The organism is Rhodovulum sp. YNF3179, assembly GCF_050586465.1.
Lineage (GTDB): Bacteria > Pseudomonadota > Alphaproteobacteria > Rhodobacterales > Rhodobacteraceae > CAJXYS01.
Genome location: NZ_JBOCEG010000005.1, coordinates 284,173 through 299,419 on the forward strand (window position 1 = coordinate 284,173; position 15,247 = coordinate 299,419).

The window sequence follows — 15,247 nt, forward strand, 5'->3', positions numbered from 1 at the left end:
CCGGCATGACAGGCGAAACGCGGCGGCAGCCCAGAAGAAGACAAGGTGAAGCGTATGGTTAAGAAGGTTACGAAGGCGATTTTCCCGGTCGCGGGACTCGGCACGCGTTTCCTGCCGGCGACCAAGTCCATCCCGAAAGAGATCATGACGCTGGTCGACCGCCCGCTGATCCAGTACGCCATCGACGAGGCCCGCGCCGCCGGGATCAAGGAATTCATCTTCGTCACCTCGCGCGGGAAATCCGCGCTCGAGGATTATTTCGACAGCGCCCCCCAGCTCGAGGCGGAACTCCGCAAGAAGGGCAAGGACGACCTGCTCGATATCCTGAAGACCACCACGATGGACAGCGGCGCCATTGCCTATATCCGCCAGCAGAAGCCGCTCGGGCTGGGGCACGCCGTGTGGTGCGCGCGCCGGCTGATCGGCAACGAGCCCTTCGCGGTGATGCTGCCCGACGACGTCATCGCCGGCGACGTGCCCTGCCTGGCCCAGATGGTCGAGGCCCATGCCGAGACGGGCGGCAACATCGTCGCCGCGATGGAGGTCCCGAGAGAGAAGGCCAGCGCCTACGGCCTGCTCGACGTGGGCGAGGAAAACGGGCCGCTCCTGTCGGTCAAGGGCATGGTCGAGAAGCCCCGGCCCGAGGATGCGCCCTCGAACCTGGCCGTGATCGGGCGCTATATCCTGACGCCCAACATCATGAAGAATCTCAACCGCATCAAGGCGGGCTCGGGGGGCGAGGTGCAGCTGACGGACGCCATCGCCGCCGAGATCGCGATTTCCGACGATGTCTACGGCTACCGGTTCCGTGGCCACCGGTTCGACTGCGGGTCCAAGGCCGGCTTCCTGCAGGCGACGGTCGCCTTCGGGCTTGCCCGCGAGGATCTGCGCGACGAGTTCTCGGAGTATATCCGCAGCGTCGCGGCGCAGGAAACCGCGGCGGAGTAGCGGGCACGGCCCCGGCTGGCCGCGTCCCCGGCCATGACCACGCGCTGCCTCGATATCACGCGTCTGGTCTCGCGCATCGGGCGCGGACCGCTGACCGGTATCGATCGCGTGGAACGGGCTTATCTGCGGGCGCTGCTGTCCCGCGACGATCCGCTGGTGCTGCTTGCCGCCGTGGGCGGGCGGTTTCTCATGCTGGACCGGTCGGCGGGCGTCATGCTCGACCGCCGTCTCGACGCCCCGCAGGACTGGGGGCCGATGGATCTGCGCGCGCTGATCGGCAGGGACAGCCCGGCCTTGCGGCGCCGCGCGGAGTCCGATCTGCGCCGCGCCGCGATCGATGCCGCCGGCCGGCGGGGGCTTGCGGCCTTGCTGGCGCGGCATCTCGGCGGGGACGGGCGTTATCTGAACGTCGGTCACAGCAACCTGGGCGTCCCGCTCTTCGACGCGCTGGCGCGGCTGCCCTGGATCCAGGTCACGGTCTTCATCCACGACACGATCCCGCTCGATCATCCCGAGTGGCAGCGGCCGGGCATGGCCGCCGGCTTCGCGCGGCGTCTCGGCCGCGTCGGGGCGCGGGCGGACCTGGTGATCTACAACTCGGCGGTCACGCGCCACCGCGCCGAGGCGCAGTTCCGCCGCCGCGGCCGGGTGCCGCCCGGTTTCGTCGCGCATCTCGGCCACGATCCGGTCCCGCCCGGAGACCCGCCCACGCTGCGCCCGGGCCATCCCTATTTCGTAACGCTCGGCACCATCGAGCCGCGCAAGAACCACGCACTGCTTCTGGATGCCTGGGAAACGCTTTGCCGGGACATGGCGCCGGAGGCGGTTCCGCATCTGCATATCGTCGGGCGGCGGGGCTGGGCCAACGCGGCCGTTTTCGCGCGTCTCGATACGGCACCTTTCATGGGCCGGCAGGTCTTCGAGCACAGCGCCCTCGAGGATGCGGCGGTCGCGGCGCTGCTGCGCGGCGCGCGCGCGCTCCTGTTCCCGAGCCGGGACGAAGGTTTCGGCCTGCCGCTGGTCGAGGCCGCGGCCGCGGGCGTGCCGGCGATCTGCGCCCCGCTGCCGGCCTTCCGCGAGGTCATGGGCGGCTATCCGCTTTACCTGGACCCGGACGACCCGTATCTTTGGGCATCCTGTGTGCGCACCCGGGCGGCCGATCCGACGACGGCGCCGGGCGGCGGCGCGGGTCCGGTCGTACCGAGTTGGCGACAACATTTTGGCAGGGTCTTGGACCTAACCTGACCCGGCCGTTTGTGCGCGTCGCATCGTGAGAAGTGTGCGTGGTGAGTGTTCTGAGGACCTATAGGCTCCGGCTGGAGCGCAAGCGGCGTCTGCTGAGAGCCGCGCGCAAATCCCGCGAGCTGCGGCCGGTCGCGGACCGCACGGCGCGGATCCGGCGCGACGATCTTTTCCTGTTCTGCACGCTTCGGAACGAACGTGTCCGGCTGCCCTTCTTCCTCGCGTATTATCGCGCCCTCGGCATCGGGCATTTCCTGTTCGTCGACAACGGGTCGACCGACGGGTCCGGCGGCTACCTGGCCGGCCAGCCGGACTGTTCGGTCTGGACCACCGGCGCCAGCTACAAGCGCGCCCGTTTCGGCATGGACTGGATCACCTGGCTGCAGCGCCGGCACGGGCACGGCCACTGGACGCTGGTCGTCGATGTCGACGAGTTCTTCGTCTATCCCTTCTGCGAGACCCGCCCGCTGCGCGCGCTGACGGACTGGCTCGACGCGTCGTCGATACGGTCTTTCGGGGCGATGCTTCTGGATCTTTATCCCGACGGACCCGTCGCCGAGGCCCGGTACCGCGCCGGCGACAACCCGGTGGACAGCTTGCCGTGGTTCGACAGCGGCAACTACACGATCCGGCCCAATCCGGTTTATCGCAACCTCTGGATCCAGGGCGGGCCGCGGGCGCGCGTGTTCTTCCCGCACCGACCGGCCCATGCCCCCGCGCTGAACAAGATCCCGCTGGTGCGCTGGCACCGCTCCTATGTCTATGCCAGTTCCACCCACATGCTGCTGCCCCGCGGCCTGAACCTCGTCTACGACGAATGGGGCGGCGAAAAGGCCTCAGGCTGCCTGCTGCACACCAAGTTTCTCGACACCTTCGCGGACAAGGCCGCCGAGGAAAGCGCCCGGCGCGAGCACTATGCCGCCAGCCGGGAATACCGTGCCTATGACCGCGCGGGGGCGGGCACGCTCGGGTTCCGCACCCCCTGGTCGGAGCGGTACGAGGACTGGCGCCAGCTCGAGTCGCTCGGTCTGATATCGCGGGGCAACTGGGCATGACGGTCGGTTTCGTCATGCTGGTGCACGAGGCGCTCGGGCGTGCCGGGCAGGTGGCGGCGCACTGGGCCGATCAGGGCAGCCCGGTGGTGATCCATATCGACCGGCGCGTGCCGCGCCCCGAGGCCGATGCGCTGCGCGCCCGGCTGGCCGACCGCCGGAACTGCCTGTTCTCGCCCGCGACGGCCTGCGAGTGGGGCACCTTCTCGATCGTTCGCGCGACCCAGGCGGCGGTGGCCGGGATGCTGGCCGAAAACCCCGGGGTCAGCCATGTTTTCCTGGCCAGCGGCGCCTGCGTGCCGCTCCGCCCGGTGGCGGATCTCGAGGCGTTCCTCGCGGCCCGGCCCGGCATCGATTTCATCGAGTCGGTCACCACGGACGAGGTGCGCTGGGCCGTTGGCGGGCTCGACCGGGAAAGGTTCACGCTGCGGTTCCCGTTTTCCTGGCGGCGGCACAGGCGGCTTTTCGATGGCCATGTCGCGCTGCAGCGCGCGCTGGGCGTATCGCGCCGCATCCCGCAGGGCATCGAGCCGCATCTCGGCTCGCAATGGTGGTGCCTGACCCGCCGGACCCTCGAGGCGATCCTCGAGGATCCGCGCCGGCGGGAATTCGACCGGTATTTCCGGCGGGTCTGGATCCCCGACGAGGCGTATTTCCAGACCCTCGTGCGGCGGCATGCCCTCAACGTCCAGAGCCGGTCGCTGACGCTGTCTAAATTCGACTTCCAGGGCAAGCCGCATGTTTTCTACGACGATCATCTCGAGCTGCTGCGCCAGTCCGACTGTTTCGTCGCCCGCAAGGCCTGGCCGCATGCCGCCGGGCTTTACGCCGCCCTGCTCGCCCCGCCCACCCCATCCCGGCACCCGGCCACACCGAACCCCGGGGCGGTAGACCGCGTGTTCGCCCGCGCCCTGGCCCGCCGGACCGAGGGGCGCGCCGGGCTCTACATGCAAAGCCGATACCCGAACCGGGGCTGGGAAAACGGGCGCAGCTGCGCGGAGTATTGCGTGCTGCACGGCTTCGACGCCGTCTTTCCCGGCTTCGAGGCCTGGCTCGATCGCCGCAGCGACGCGGCCGTGCATGGCCGGCTTTTCGCTATGGACAGGGTGCATTTCGCCGGGGGCGCCGAAACCCATGCCGGCAATCTCGGCGACAATCCGCGGCTGCGCGACTACGATCCGCGGGCGTTCCTGACGAACCTGCTCTGGAACACGCGCGGCACGCGACAATGCTTTCAGTTCGGTCCCGAGGACAACCAGGCCATCACCCGCTTCCTCGCCGAGGATCCGAACGCGCAGGTCGCGGTCATCACCGGGGCCTCGCTGATCCCGCTTTTCCAGGCCGGGCTCGACTTCGCGCGGACCCGCAAGATCGCCGCCCGCCACCAGCAGATCGAGACCGCCTTTCTGGCGTGCCTGCGGCGGTCGGGGAAAGGCAGGGCGCTGCGTGTCTGGACCCTGGCCGAATTCCTGGAGGACTGGATGACCCATCTGGACGGCACCCTGGCCGGAACGGGCCTGGCCGCGGGCATGCCGCCGGCCGACGCGCCCGAGATCGCCTGCCTCGACGGGTTCGGCGCCTTCCTCGACCGCCTCCGGAACGAGGGAATGCACCCGCAGCTTTGCGGTGACATCGCCGCCATTCACCGGCTGACGGACGGGGGTGCGCCCACGCCGCGGCCGCGGCTCTCGGTGGTGCGCTGATGGCAGGGCGATACGACGGGTTCGTGGTGCTGGCCGCGATGCGCACCGGGTCCAACCTGCTGGCGGACCGGTTGAACCAGATCGAGGGCCTGCGGTGCCACGGCGAGTTGTTCAACCCGCATTTCCTGGGCGCCCCGGGGCAGCAGGCGGCCTTCGGTGTCAGCCGCGCGGCGCGCGAGGCCGACCCGATGCGGCTGCTCGCCGCCATGCGCGCGGCCACGCCGGATGCCCTGACGGGGTTCCGCCTGTTTCCCGATCACGATCCCCGGGTCCTGGCTGCCCTGCTCGCGGACCGGCGCTGGGCCAAGATCGTGCTCAGCCGCAACCCGCTGGAGAGTTTCGTCTCGCGCGGGATCGCCGCCAAGACAGGCCAGTGGCAGCTCACCGCCGTGAAGACCGCGAAAACGGCAAGGATACGGTTCGACCCCGACGCCTTCGAGGCCCATCTCGGCGCGCTCGACGACTTCCGCCGCCACGTCCGCGCGGTGCTTCAGAAAACCGGGCAGGGCGCGTTCCATATCCATTACGAAGAGCTTGGCGACCCGGAGGTTCTGAACGGCCTCGCGCGGTTCCTGGGGGTGGAGGCGCAGCTGAGGGCGCTCTCTTCCCGCCTCAAGAAGCAGAACCCGGCCGATCTGCGCGAATGCGTCACCAATCCCCGGGCGATGGAACGTGCCCTGGCGCGACGTGACCGCTTCGGTCTGGACGATCCGCCCGAGTTCGAGCCGTCCCGCGGCCCGGCGGTGCCACGGATACAGGCGGGCGCCTGCGCCCCGTTCCTGTTCCTGCCGATCCTGGGGGCGCCCGTCGAAACGGTCGTGGACTGGCTGGCCCGCCACGAGATCGCGGCGGGCGGGGCCAGCTTGATGCCGGCCTTCGATCGCAAGGCCCTGCGGCAGTGGAAACGCCGGCACCCGGGCCACCGCAGCTTCACGGTGATCCGCCACCCGCTGGCCCGCGCGCATGAAAGCTTCTGCCGCTACATCCTCGCGCGGGGGCCGGGAACCTATGGTGCGATCCGCGAACGGCTTGCGAATCATCACGGCCTGGCCCTGCCCGAAGACCCGGCCGAGGCCGCCTACGACGCCGCGGCGCACCGCGCGGCGCTGCTTGGCTTCCTCGGCTTCGTGAAGCGGAATCTCTCGGCGCAGACGGGTCTTCGCACCGATCCCGCCTGGGCGAGCCAGACCGCCCTTGTGCAGGGCTTCGCAGCCGCCGCGCCACCCGATCTGGTGATCCGCGAGGAGAGGCTCGCCGCGTCGCTGGCCTATCTCGAAGAGATGACCGACCGGCCACATCTGCCGGTCGCGGGCGCGCCGCCGCCCCCGGTGGCCCCGGTCACCCTGGCCGATATCTACGACACCAGGCTAGAGGCCGCGGCGCGCGCGGCCTATCAGCGGGATTACATGATGTTCGGGTTCGGCGCCTGGGCGCCGCCGGGGTAGGCTGCGCCTACGCCGCCTTGGAAGATTTCTGTTCCGTCAGGACGGCGTAGAGCGTCGAGGGATCCTCGTTCGCCCGCAGCTTGGCGCAGACCGCCGCGTCGCGCAGCGTGCGCGAGACCAGCGCCAGAGCCTTCAGGTGATCGACGCCCGAGGCTTCCGGCGCGAAAAGCGCGAAGACCAGGTCGACCGGCTGGCGGTCGACCGCGTCGAAATCCACCGGTTTCTCGAGGCGCAGGAACACGCCCCGCACGCCATCGAGGCCGGCGAGCCGCGCATGAGGCAGCGCGACGCCGTGGCCGACGCCGGTCGGCCCGAGGCTTTCCCGGTCTTGCAGCGCGTCGAACGCCGCGCTTGCAGACAAGCCGTAGGTCGTCGCGGCGAGTTCCGACAGGTCCTGGAGAAGGCGCTTCTTGCTGGTCGCGTTGGACGCGACCTTCAGCGCCACAGGGCTGAGGATATCCGAAATGTCCATCTCGGGCCTTTCAGGTATGCCGCCTTGGCGGGTGTCAGTCAGCCTTGCGGGGGTCGATCCAGCCGATGTTGCCGTCGTCGCGTCGATACACGACATTGACCCCGTTATGTCCTTCGTTGCGGAAGACGAGCACGGGGGCCCCGGCCAGTTCCATCTGCATGACCGCCTCGCCAACGGAGAGCGAAGGCACCTTCGTCTCCATCTCGGCGACGATGATCGGCTGCAGCGACTCGGGTTCCGATTCCTCGGGTTCTTCCGACGAGGCGAGGATATAAGTGGAAGCCCCGAAGGATTCAACCGGGGCAGAGCGTTCGCGGTGGTGATTCTTCAGGCGGCGCTTGTAGCGGCGCAGCTGCTTTTCCATCTTGTCGCAGCATTTCTCGAAAGAGGCATAGATTTCAGTGGCATGGGCCTTGGCCTGGGCGGTCAGACCGGTGGACAGGTGGACCGTGGCCTCGCAGACATATTCATGTGCGTCCCGCGAAAACACCACGTTCGCGTCGGTCGGGCGTTCCGCGTACTTGTTGACGACGGCCCCGAGCCCGTCCTCGACATGAGTCTTGAGCGCGTCGCCAATGTCGATCTGCTTGCCGCTGATTTGGTAAAGCATTGTGCCTCCTCGGATTTATTTTATACGCGGCCCACGGCCCGGCCTGCCGGCGCGGCGGCGCCCGTGGCGGAGCATGGGTTGCAAGGCAGGAACCGCTGCCCGGGCCCCCGGGTCGCGTTCGGTACGGCGCTGTCGGAAGGGGCCGGTCGAACGATGGCGGTATGCACTCTCATTCCTAACATTTGGCTACAGTCGCGGGTCCGATGTCAACGTCTCACGGACGGAATCCACGCTCCGCGGCCGGTCAATAGATACGGAAATTCTGACCGAGATAGACCCGGCGCACATTCTCGTCCCGGACGACCTCTTCGGCGGTGCCGCTCATCATCACCGCGCCGTCATGCAGGATGTAGGCCCGGTCCACGATCTCGAGAGTTTCGCGGACGTTGTGATCGGTGATGAGCACGCCGATTCCCCGTGTCTTGAGTTGTGCGACCAGCGCACGGATATCGCCGACGGCGATCGGATCGACGCCCGCGAAAGGCTCGTCGAGCAGCAGGTATTTCGGGTCCGAGGCCAGGCAGCGCGCGATTTCCACCCGCCGGCGCTCGCCGCCCGACAGCGCCAGCGCCGGTGCCCGCCGCAGGTGACCGATGGAGAATTCCGAGAGCAGTTCCTCCAGCCGTTCCCGGCGTTGCAGGCGGTCCTTTTCCGAGATTTCCAGGATCGAGAGGATATTGTCCTCGACGGTGAGTCCCCGGAAGATCGAGACCTCCTGTGGCAGGTAGCCGATTCCAAGGCGCGCACGGCGATACATCGGCAACACGGTCACGTCGCGACCGTCGAGCATGACGGTGCCCGCCTCTGGCAGAACGAGCCCTGCGATCGCGTAGAAACAGGTGGTCTTGCCCGATCCGTTCGGCCCGAGGAGCGCCGCGACCTCGCCGCGCTCGAGGTCGAGGCTGACGTCGCGGATCACCGGCTTCTTGCGGTAGCTCTTGCGCAGATTGTGGATGCGCAGCCCGCCCTCGCCACCGGCGAGGCTCAGGCCCTCGGGCGGCGTCATTCGGACTCCTCCGGTTGCAGGATCGTGCGCACGCGGCCTTCCATGACACCGGTGCCCGACTGGAGATCGACGACGAAGCGTTCGCCGGAAAGCGCGTTGCGCCCTTGGGTCAGGATCACGTCGCCGGTCATCACCACGTCGCCCGAGGCGATCGTGTAGACGGCATCCTGCGCCTCGGCCGCCTCGGCCCCGTTGGTCAGGACGACGTTGCCGCTGGCATGGAGGCGCCGGATCTCGCCGGTCGCATCCTCGGACCCGGCATATTCAACGCGGACCCGGTCGGCCGCGAGACGCATCTCGCCCTGGCCCACGACGACATTGCCGGAAAAGACGGCTATGCCGTCCGCCTGGTCCACCTCTAGCTGGTCGGCGGTGACCTCGACCGGCAGCGTCGTGTCGTGCTTCAGCCCGCCGAAGGGCACCTGCGCCCCTTGAGCGAAGACCTGCGCTGCGACCAGGAACGAAACCGCGACAGCGGCGGGGATCAGTTTCAGCATGGAAATCCGTCGTCTAATCTTTGGGCTCGTATACCAGCTTCACGCCATCCTTGAAAACCAGAACGTATCCGCCCTGCCCCGGACCCGGCCCGGCCACCAGCATCCGGCCCGCCGTCAGCCGTCCCGGGGGGCCGTCGGCGGCGACGTTGCCGGTCGCCTCCATCCGGGTCTGGTCGAGGCGGGCGGCCATGCTGTCGGCGGTGATGCGGTACCCCGTGCTGGTATCGATCCGGACGCCGCCGTCCAGTGCAAGGCTCTCGGTGCTGGTGCGCAGCGTCCCGGTCGCCGCGGTGAAGTCGAACCGCACGCCGCCCGGAGCCGCGTAGCGTCCCGCGATGTCGCTGGCCGAGACCTTTCCGGGATCGTCCGCGTCCGGGGCGATGCTTTGGGCCCGCACCTCGAGCGCCGCGCCGTCCTCGGTCAAGCCGGCATAGCGGGGCGCGCCCATCCGTTCGCCGCGCGCGAGTTCCTCGAGCTCGACTTCGGAAAATGGCAGCTCTCCGGGGCCGGTCCGTTCCTCGGAAAAGAGGAACAGGGTCGCGAGCAGGCCGAGGGCCAGCATTGGCAGCAGGATCTTCGACCAGTAGACGAAGCGAGAATACGTGTTGTCGCGGCCGGCCATCGGCCTAGACCACGCCGGCCCGCAGGCAGTCATGGATGTGGATCAGCCCCTCGGCCGGGCTGCCATCCCCCGCCCCGGTGACGAAAAGACAGGTGATCTTGTAGCGGTTCATCAGCGCCACCGCCTCTTCGGCCAGCTGGTCCGGGGCGATGGTCAGGGGCGACCCGGTCATCACCTCGCCCGCGCGGCGTTCGAGCAGGCCGTCCATGTGCCGACGCAGGTCGCCGTCGGTGACGATCCCGGCCAGCGCGCCGTCCGCCTCGGTCACGCCCACGACGCCGAAGCCCTTCTGGCTCATTTCCAGCAGCGCTTCGGTCATCGGCGTGTCGCGCGTCACGAGGGGCAGTTCGTCGGCCGGGTGCATGAGGTCGCCCACCTTGGCCAGCCGCGCGCCGAGCTTGCCGCCGGGGTGGAACTCGCGGAAATCGGCCGGGGTAAAGCGGCGGTGTTCCATCAGCGCCACCGCCAGCGCGTCGCCCAGCGCCAGGGTCATGGTGGTCGAGGTGGTGGGTACGATGCCCTGGTCGCAGGCCTCCTCGGCCGGGGGCAGGACGATCGCCACGTCGGACTGGGCCAGCAGCGTGCTGCCCGCGCGGCTTGCCACGCCGATCAGCGGGATCGAGAAGCGGCGGGTATGCGCGATGATGTCGGCCAGTTCCGGCGTCTCGCCGGAGTTCGACAGGACCAGCGCCACGTCGCCCCGGGACAGCATGCCCAGATCGCCGTGGCTGGCCTCGGCGGGGTGGACGAAATGCGCCGGCGTCCCGGTCGAGGCCAGCGTCGCCGCGATCTTGCGGGCGATATGCCCCGACTTGCCCATGCCCGAAACGATGATGCGGCCGTCGGCCTCGAGCATGGTCTCGACCGCCGCGACGAAGCTTTCGTCCAGCGCGTCGGCCAGCAGGTCCAGCGCATGGGCTTCGCGCGCCACGACCCGGCGGCCGGCGGAGAGAAAGGCGTCCTTGTCCATGCGCTTGAGCATAGCCCCTATCTAGTGGGCGAAAATGTCGATTTCCGGCCAGCCGGCGAGATCCAGCCGAGCGCGGGTCGGAAGGAAGTCGAAACAGGCCTGCGCCAGGTCCGTGCGCCCCTCGCGCGCCAGGCGCGCGTCGAGCTCGGCTTTCAGCCGGTGCAGGTGCAGGACGTCCGACGCCGCGTAGTCGAGCTGCGCCTCGGAAAGCGTTTCCGCGCCCCAGTCGGAGCTTTGTTGCTGCTTGGAGATGTCGACCGACAGCAGTTCCTGCAACAGGAACTTCAGGCCGTGGCGGTCGGTGTAGGTGCGGATCAGCTTGGATGCGATCTTGGTGCAGTAGACCGGGGCGGTCAGAACGCCGAACGCCTGGAGAAGCATGGCGATGTCGAAGCGCCCGAAGTGAAAGAGCTTCAGCACCTCGGGATCGGCCAGCATCCGGGTCAGGTTCGGCGCCGCGGTCTGGCCCCTGGCGATCTGCACCAGGTGCGCGTCGCCGTCACCGCCGGACATCTGCACCACGCAGAGCCGGTCGCGATGCGGGTTCAGCCCCATGCTTTCGCAGTCGATGGCGACGACCGGCCCCAGATCGAGACCGTCCGGCAGGTCGCCCTGATACAAGTGGTTTGCCACGTCCATCCCTTTCTGTCGCCGCGTGGCGGTGGGATCAGGCACCGCAGGCGGCACCGTCACGGCCCCGCCGGTGCTTATCCAATCCGCCCGCCCCTGTTCAAGGCTTTTCCCTGCGCGCCGCGGCGCGCCCTGCGCGGCGATGACGCGTCCGGGGCGGCCGGACCGTGGTGCACCTGCGGCGCGGCGTTTCGAAAATCACACCGGAAAATATGTCGAAGTGAGCGCTATACACTCTTATTGGGAAGGGAATTTCAGGCTGGAATTTGCGAAAACGAAGGCCGTCGGCATTCCCCTGCATGTTGGCATGACCGTTGACCACCGGTCAAAAGGCGCCCGGCAATTCCCTCGCCCGGGCGTCTTTTTTCATGACCCTCTGGCGACGCGACCACCGTGCCGCATGGCCCGCGCCGAGCCCCGACCCCCTTTCCACAAAGGGTTCGCGGCCCGGTATCTTATAGGTGTGCCCCTCACCCTATTACCGTCTGGCAGGATATTTGCCGCTGGCTATTGTCGTTCGAGTTATCGATGCGACAGAATCGAGTAGAAGACCGGCCGGTATCCGGCCATGAAAACAAAAATTATTGAGGCAGTGTCGCCGGACGAATTTTGCAGGGACAGGACTGCTGTAAGTCTGGAGAGACGCGTGATTGAAGTTTATGTCGTTTGCGACAGCCCGTTTACGCGGGCGGGCGTTCAGCATTCCGTATCGAGCTTGGGCGACTTCGCGGTCGTCGGTGCGTCCGGCATGTCCGATGCCACCGTCGCCGAGATCGCCGTGCTTGCGCCCGATGTCGTTGTTCTGGACATTTGCGGCAGCACGGCCCCCAAGGCGCCGATCAACCGTATCCGCCGGGCCTGCGAGCGCACGCGGGTCGTGGCGATCTGCAATTGCGAGTCGGTGGATCTCGCGGTGAAGGCGCTCGACGCCGGTGCCGCGGGGATCCTGACCGTGGCCAGCGAAGTGACCGAGCTGCGCAGCGCGATCCGGCGCGCGATGCAGGGCGACAATTACGTCGAGCCCGACATCGCCGTTCGCATCTTCGACCATCTGCGCCAGACCGAGAAGCTGCGCAAGGAGGCCGAGCAAATGCGGCTCACGCTGCGCGAGGAGCAGGTCGTCGGCTGCCTCATGGAAGGCATGACCAACCGCCAGATCGCAGAAAAGCTGGCGATCAGCGAGAAGACGGTCAAGCATTATGTCGGCACGCTCAAGGGCAAGTTCTGCGCCGCCAACCGTCTCGAGATCGTCCTTCATGCCCAGCGGCTGTCTCTCTGAGACGCCATGCGACGTCGCGACGGACGGATCCTCCCGGGCGAATGGGACCAAAGTCCCATGACCGGCCGGACCTTGGGCTCTTTCCCGGAAAGCCTCGTCCGGGCCAGCTGGCGGCCCGCACCGGCCGGCCGGGCGGGCCGGTTCCGGCGCAGCCTGCGCCGGGCGGATGGCACCGGCGGACCGGCGGGGACCTAGCGCCGTGAGGGCACGGCGCGCCTTTGGAGACGAACGACCATGCAGAACGCGACGATCGACACGGCCGGGGCCGCGCCCGCAGGCGGCGGGGCCGTCCGGGGGCCTCTCGGCGCACTGAGGCGGGTGTTCTGGCCCTTGCAGAGACAGGTGGCGCTGGCGTTCTGCCTGTCCATCCTCATGGTGACGGCCGCGCTTCAGTTCTGGAATTACCGCACCTTCTTCGCGACCGAACTCGAGCGTACCGAGGAGAAACATCTCGTCATCGCCGAGAACCTCTCGCTGTCGCTCTCGCGGTACATCAACGATGTCGCCCGCGTCTTCCTGCACACCCAGACCGAACTGGCGATGGACGCGCCCGATGGGCCGAGCTTCCAGTTCATGCAGGATTTCGATCTCGACGCGGTCGCGATCCTGTCGGCAGGCAACACGGTCGAGTCGTTCTATTCCGTCGACGGGGCCCTGATCGGGCTGCCGGGCGAGTTCGTGCTCGAAAGCCTGCGGATCGGCGCGAACCGGGCGCTCGGCGGGGTCCAGGTGTCGGACGTGCAGTCCATCGGCGGGAAACGCTATCTCGTGTTGGGGTATCGCCTGTCCGGGGACCGTCTCGCGATCGGCTACCTGAACCTGCGCTACGTCAAGGAGGTTCAGCAGCGGATCTCGTTCGGCGAACTCGGACACTCGGCGATCTTCGACCACACGGGGCGGGCGCTTGCGCATCCCTCGCCACGGATCGAGGCGAACATGATGGACGCGTCCGGGATCCCGATCGTGTCGCGCATGCTGAACCGGGAAACCGGCGTGGACCAGTTCTATTCCCCGCCCATGGATGCCGACATGATCGCGGGGTTCACTTTCGTGCCCGAAACGGGCTGGGCCGTGATGGTGCCGCAGCCGGTGCGCGAGCTGTCCGACGCGGTCAATCGCAGCCTTCTGCAAACCTACGCCATCGCGATCCTCGCCGCCCTGATCGTGGGTTTCATCGGCTGGCAGATCGCGCGCGGCATGGTGCGCCCGATCCGGCATTTCACCACGCTCGGCTCGCGCATCGCGGCCGGCGATTACGACGTGAAGCTGCCGGACCGGGAAGGCTCTTCGGCCGAGATGTCGATGCTGAACGAGGCGCTGAAGAACATGGTCGGCAAGGTGCGCGCCTCCGACGCGCGGCTGCGCGAGGCCCTGCGGCTGGAGGAAGAGGAAAACCTTCGCAAGAGCGAGTTCATCGCCATCGCCAGCCACGAGTTGCGCACGCCCCTCAACGGGGTGATGGGGATGCTTACCGTGTGCCGGGAATACAGCACCTCCGACGAGATCGCCAATTACCTCACCGTCGCGCAAAGCTCCGCGGGCCAGCTGAACGGAATCGTCGACGAGATGGTGCTCTATGCGGAGGGCGAGCTGGACCAGATCACCGTGCAGCCGGCCCCCTTCGACCTGGCGCGCGAGATGTCGGGCCAGGCGCTGATCTTCGAGGAAGAGGCCGGCAAAGCCGGGCTCGGCTTTACCTACGCGGGGCCGAAGCCCGATCCCGGCGCGATCGAGACCGACCGGAACCGCGTGATGCAGATCCTGTCGAACATCGTGTCGAACGCGATCAAGTACACCGAGGACGGCAGCGTGGGCCTTGTCGTCCGGGTCGATCGCGACGCGGATGGCGGCCGGCCCTGGCTGCATTTGCAGGTGACGGATACCGGCATCGGGATCGACCCGCGGGAAATCGGCCGGATCTTCGAGCCCTTCCACCAGCTCGACACCTCCTTTGCGCGCAGTCACCGCGGTCTCGGGATCGGCCTCTCGGTGGCCAGGAACATCGCCCGCAGCCTCGGGGGCACGATCACCTGCGAGAGCGAGAAGAACGTGGGAACAAAATTTGATGTTCACATACCGATCAAGATGCAATCATAGGCGCCCGGGAGACCTCCGACGGAAGGGCGACAGCTTGGGTGTTGGCAGCAAGATCCTCGTGGTCGACGACGACCCGACCAACCGCTTGGTCGTGCGGCTGCTGATGGAAAAGCGCGGCTACGAAGTGCTCGAGGCCGAAGGCGGACAGGCGGCGCTGACCATCTTTGACCAAGAGGGCGCGGATGTCGTGCTGATGGATCTCAGCATGCCGGGCATGGACGGCTTCGAGGCGACACGCCGTCTGCGCGCCGACTCCCCGGCCGGCGCGCGGGTGCCGATCATCGCGCTGACCGCGCATACCACGCGGGACGAACAGGACCGCTGTTTCGAAAACGGCATGAACGGCTTCCTGCCCAAGCCGTTCGATTCGAAGCGGGCCGAAAGCCTGCTGTCGCTTCTCGACTTCGAGAGCGGGTCCGGCGGCAAGCCCAGCTGACCGGTCCCTGATCCTTTCGAGAGGGCCCGCGGTTTCGATCGCGGGCCCTTTCGATTCCGACCGGGCCCACCGGGCCGGGGCCGTGTCCGACTAAGGTCCGACAGGGCCGGGACCCAAAGTGCGGGACGCGGTGCGACCGGGGCCGCATCCGCCCAAGCCTGATTTCACCCATCTTGGCGCCAATCGCGACGGGGCAACTGTGCCTTCCGTCGCCCGGACAACCCGAAGCTGGAGAGCG

Annotated in this window: 15 protein-coding genes; 8 read left to right on the plus strand and 7 right to left on the minus strand. The window is 67.8% G+C overall.

Annotated elements, in window-relative coordinates:
- Nucleotides 1-54 precede the first annotated feature (54 nt).
- From galU to ACQ5SP_RS11255, 5 genes are read left to right on the plus strand one after another with little or no spacing between them, the layout of a single operon-like run.
- On the plus strand, nucleotides 55-948 hold the full coding sequence (gene galU / locus ACQ5SP_RS11235; RefSeq protein ID WP_430938461.1) for a UTP--glucose-1-phosphate uridylyltransferase GalU: 894 nt from the start codon (nucleotides 55-57) through the stop codon (nucleotides 946-948).
- A gap of 33 nt (nucleotides 949-981) precedes the next feature.
- Nucleotides 982-2,193: a glycosyltransferase family 4 protein gene (locus ACQ5SP_RS11240; protein WP_430938462.1), complete on the plus strand. Its 1,212-nt coding sequence runs from the start codon at nucleotides 982-984 to the stop codon at nucleotides 2,191-2,193.
- Between the two features lie 41 nt (nucleotides 2,194-2,234).
- Nucleotides 2,235-3,245 carry a glycosyltransferase family 2 protein gene (locus tag ACQ5SP_RS11245; RefSeq protein ID WP_430938463.1) on the plus strand — a complete coding sequence of 337 codons (1,011 nt, stop codon included), beginning with the start codon at nucleotides 2,235-2,237 and terminating at the stop codon, nucleotides 3,243-3,245.
- Nucleotides 3,242-4,945 (plus strand): beta-1,6-N-acetylglucosaminyltransferase, encoded by a 1,704-nt coding sequence (locus ACQ5SP_RS11250; protein ID WP_430938464.1) that lies wholly within the window; start codon nucleotides 3,242-3,244, stop codon nucleotides 4,943-4,945. The genes ACQ5SP_RS11245 and ACQ5SP_RS11250 overlap by 4 nt, the downstream gene beginning before the upstream one ends.
- Nucleotides 4,945-6,390, plus strand: a complete 1,446-nt coding sequence (locus tag ACQ5SP_RS11255; protein ID WP_430938465.1) for a nodulation protein NodH — start codon at nucleotides 4,945-4,947, stop codon at nucleotides 6,388-6,390. Before ACQ5SP_RS11250 ends, ACQ5SP_RS11255 begins: the two co-directional genes overlap by 1 nt.
- Nucleotides 6,391-6,397: 7 nt before the next feature.
- Here ACQ5SP_RS11255 and ACQ5SP_RS11260 read toward each other — a convergent pair whose 3' ends face one another.
- The 7 genes from ACQ5SP_RS11260 to ACQ5SP_RS11290 form a co-directional block, all read right to left on the minus strand.
- Nucleotides 6,398-6,862, minus strand: a complete 465-nt coding sequence (locus tag ACQ5SP_RS11260) for a PTS sugar transporter subunit IIA (RefSeq protein WP_430938466.1) — start codon at nucleotides 6,860-6,862, stop codon at nucleotides 6,398-6,400.
- A 34-nt stretch (nucleotides 6,863-6,896) separates the two neighbouring features.
- Complete coding sequence (gene hpf / locus ACQ5SP_RS11265; RefSeq protein WP_430938467.1) at nucleotides 6,897-7,472, minus strand: ribosome hibernation-promoting factor, HPF/YfiA family; 576 nt, start codon at nucleotides 7,470-7,472, stop codon at nucleotides 6,897-6,899.
- A gap of 244 nt (nucleotides 7,473-7,716) precedes the next feature.
- Nucleotides 7,717-8,478, minus strand: a complete 762-nt coding sequence (gene lptB, locus ACQ5SP_RS11270; RefSeq protein WP_430938468.1) for an LPS export ABC transporter ATP-binding protein — start codon at nucleotides 8,476-8,478, stop codon at nucleotides 7,717-7,719.
- Nucleotides 8,475-8,975, minus strand: coding sequence for a lipopolysaccharide transport periplasmic protein LptA (gene lptA, locus ACQ5SP_RS11275; protein WP_430938469.1), 501 nt, complete (start codon nucleotides 8,973-8,975; stop codon nucleotides 8,475-8,477). Before lptA ends, lptB begins: the two co-directional genes overlap by 4 nt.
- Before the next feature lie 13 nt (nucleotides 8,976-8,988).
- Nucleotides 8,989-9,597: a hypothetical protein gene (locus ACQ5SP_RS11280; RefSeq protein ID WP_430938470.1), complete on the minus strand. Its 609-nt coding sequence runs from the start codon at nucleotides 9,595-9,597 to the stop codon at nucleotides 8,989-8,991.
- A gap of 4 nt (nucleotides 9,598-9,601) precedes the next feature.
- The gene (locus ACQ5SP_RS11285) at nucleotides 9,602-10,579 is read right to left on the minus strand and encodes a KpsF/GutQ family sugar-phosphate isomerase (protein ID WP_430938471.1); all 978 of its coding nucleotides are present in this window, start codon (nucleotides 10,577-10,579) and stop codon (nucleotides 9,602-9,604) included.
- 9 nt (nucleotides 10,580-10,588) lie between these two features.
- The gene (locus ACQ5SP_RS11290) at nucleotides 10,589-11,200 is read right to left on the minus strand and encodes a ribonuclease D (protein ID WP_430938472.1); all 612 of its coding nucleotides are present in this window, start codon (nucleotides 11,198-11,200) and stop codon (nucleotides 10,589-10,591) included.
- Nucleotides 11,201-11,945: 745 nt separating this feature from the next.
- Here ACQ5SP_RS11290 and ACQ5SP_RS11295 point away from each other — a divergent pair.
- The 3 genes from ACQ5SP_RS11295 to ACQ5SP_RS11305 all read left to right on the plus strand — a co-directional run bounded on the left by ACQ5SP_RS11295 (nucleotide 11,946) and on the right by ACQ5SP_RS11305 (nucleotide 15,009).
- The gene (locus tag ACQ5SP_RS11295) at nucleotides 11,946-12,476 is read left to right on the plus strand and encodes a LuxR C-terminal-related transcriptional regulator (protein ID WP_430938473.1); all 531 of its coding nucleotides are present in this window, start codon (nucleotides 11,946-11,948) and stop codon (nucleotides 12,474-12,476) included.
- 234 nt (nucleotides 12,477-12,710) lie between these two features.
- Nucleotides 12,711-14,573: a sensor histidine kinase gene (locus ACQ5SP_RS11300; protein ID WP_430938474.1), complete on the plus strand. Its 1,863-nt coding sequence runs from the start codon at nucleotides 12,711-12,713 to the stop codon at nucleotides 14,571-14,573.
- Nucleotides 14,574-14,607: 34 nt separating this feature from the next.
- Complete coding sequence (locus ACQ5SP_RS11305) at nucleotides 14,608-15,009, plus strand: response regulator (RefSeq protein WP_430938475.1); 402 nt, start codon at nucleotides 14,608-14,610, stop codon at nucleotides 15,007-15,009.
- Nucleotides 15,010-15,247 lie beyond the last annotated feature (238 nt).

What these genes read in the sequence shown, in the direction of transcription:
- lptA (WP_430938469.1), bottom strand. Translation starts at nt 8,975, where the DNA reads ATGCTGAAACTGATCCCCGCCGCTGTCGCGGTTTCGTTCCTGGTCGCA.
- ACQ5SP_RS11280 (WP_430938470.1), bottom strand. Translation starts at nt 9,597, where the DNA reads ATGGCCGGCCGCGACAACACGTATTCTCGCTTCGTCTACTGGTCGAAG.
- galU (WP_430938461.1), top strand. Translation starts at nt 55, where the DNA reads ATGGTTAAGAAGGTTACGAAGGCGATTTTCCCGGTCGCGGGACTCGGC.
- lptB (WP_430938468.1), bottom strand. Translation starts at nt 8,478, where the DNA reads ATGACGCCGCCCGAGGGCCTGAGCCTCGCCGGTGGCGAGGGCGGGCTG.
- ACQ5SP_RS11250 (WP_430938464.1), top strand. Translation starts at nt 3,242, where the DNA reads ATGACGGTCGGTTTCGTCATGCTGGTGCACGAGGCGCTCGGGCGTGCC.
- ACQ5SP_RS11240 (WP_430938462.1), top strand. Translation starts at nt 982, where the DNA reads ATGACCACGCGCTGCCTCGATATCACGCGTCTGGTCTCGCGCATCGGG.
- ACQ5SP_RS11300 (WP_430938474.1), top strand. Translation starts at nt 12,711, where the DNA reads ATGCAGAACGCGACGATCGACACGGCCGGGGCCGCGCCCGCAGGCGGC.
- ACQ5SP_RS11260 (WP_430938466.1), bottom strand. Translation starts at nt 6,862, where the DNA reads ATGGACATTTCGGATATCCTCAGCCCTGTGGCGCTGAAGGTCGCGTCC.
- ACQ5SP_RS11255 (WP_430938465.1), top strand. Translation starts at nt 4,945, where the DNA reads ATGGCAGGGCGATACGACGGGTTCGTGGTGCTGGCCGCGATGCGCACC.
- ACQ5SP_RS11295 (WP_430938473.1), top strand. Translation starts at nt 11,946, where the DNA reads ATGTCCGATGCCACCGTCGCCGAGATCGCCGTGCTTGCGCCCGATGTC.
- hpf (WP_430938467.1), bottom strand. Translation starts at nt 7,472, where the DNA reads ATGCTTTACCAAATCAGCGGCAAGCAGATCGACATTGGCGACGCGCTC.
- ACQ5SP_RS11285 (WP_430938471.1), bottom strand. Translation starts at nt 10,579, where the DNA reads ATGCTCAAGCGCATGGACAAGGACGCCTTTCTCTCCGCCGGCCGCCGG.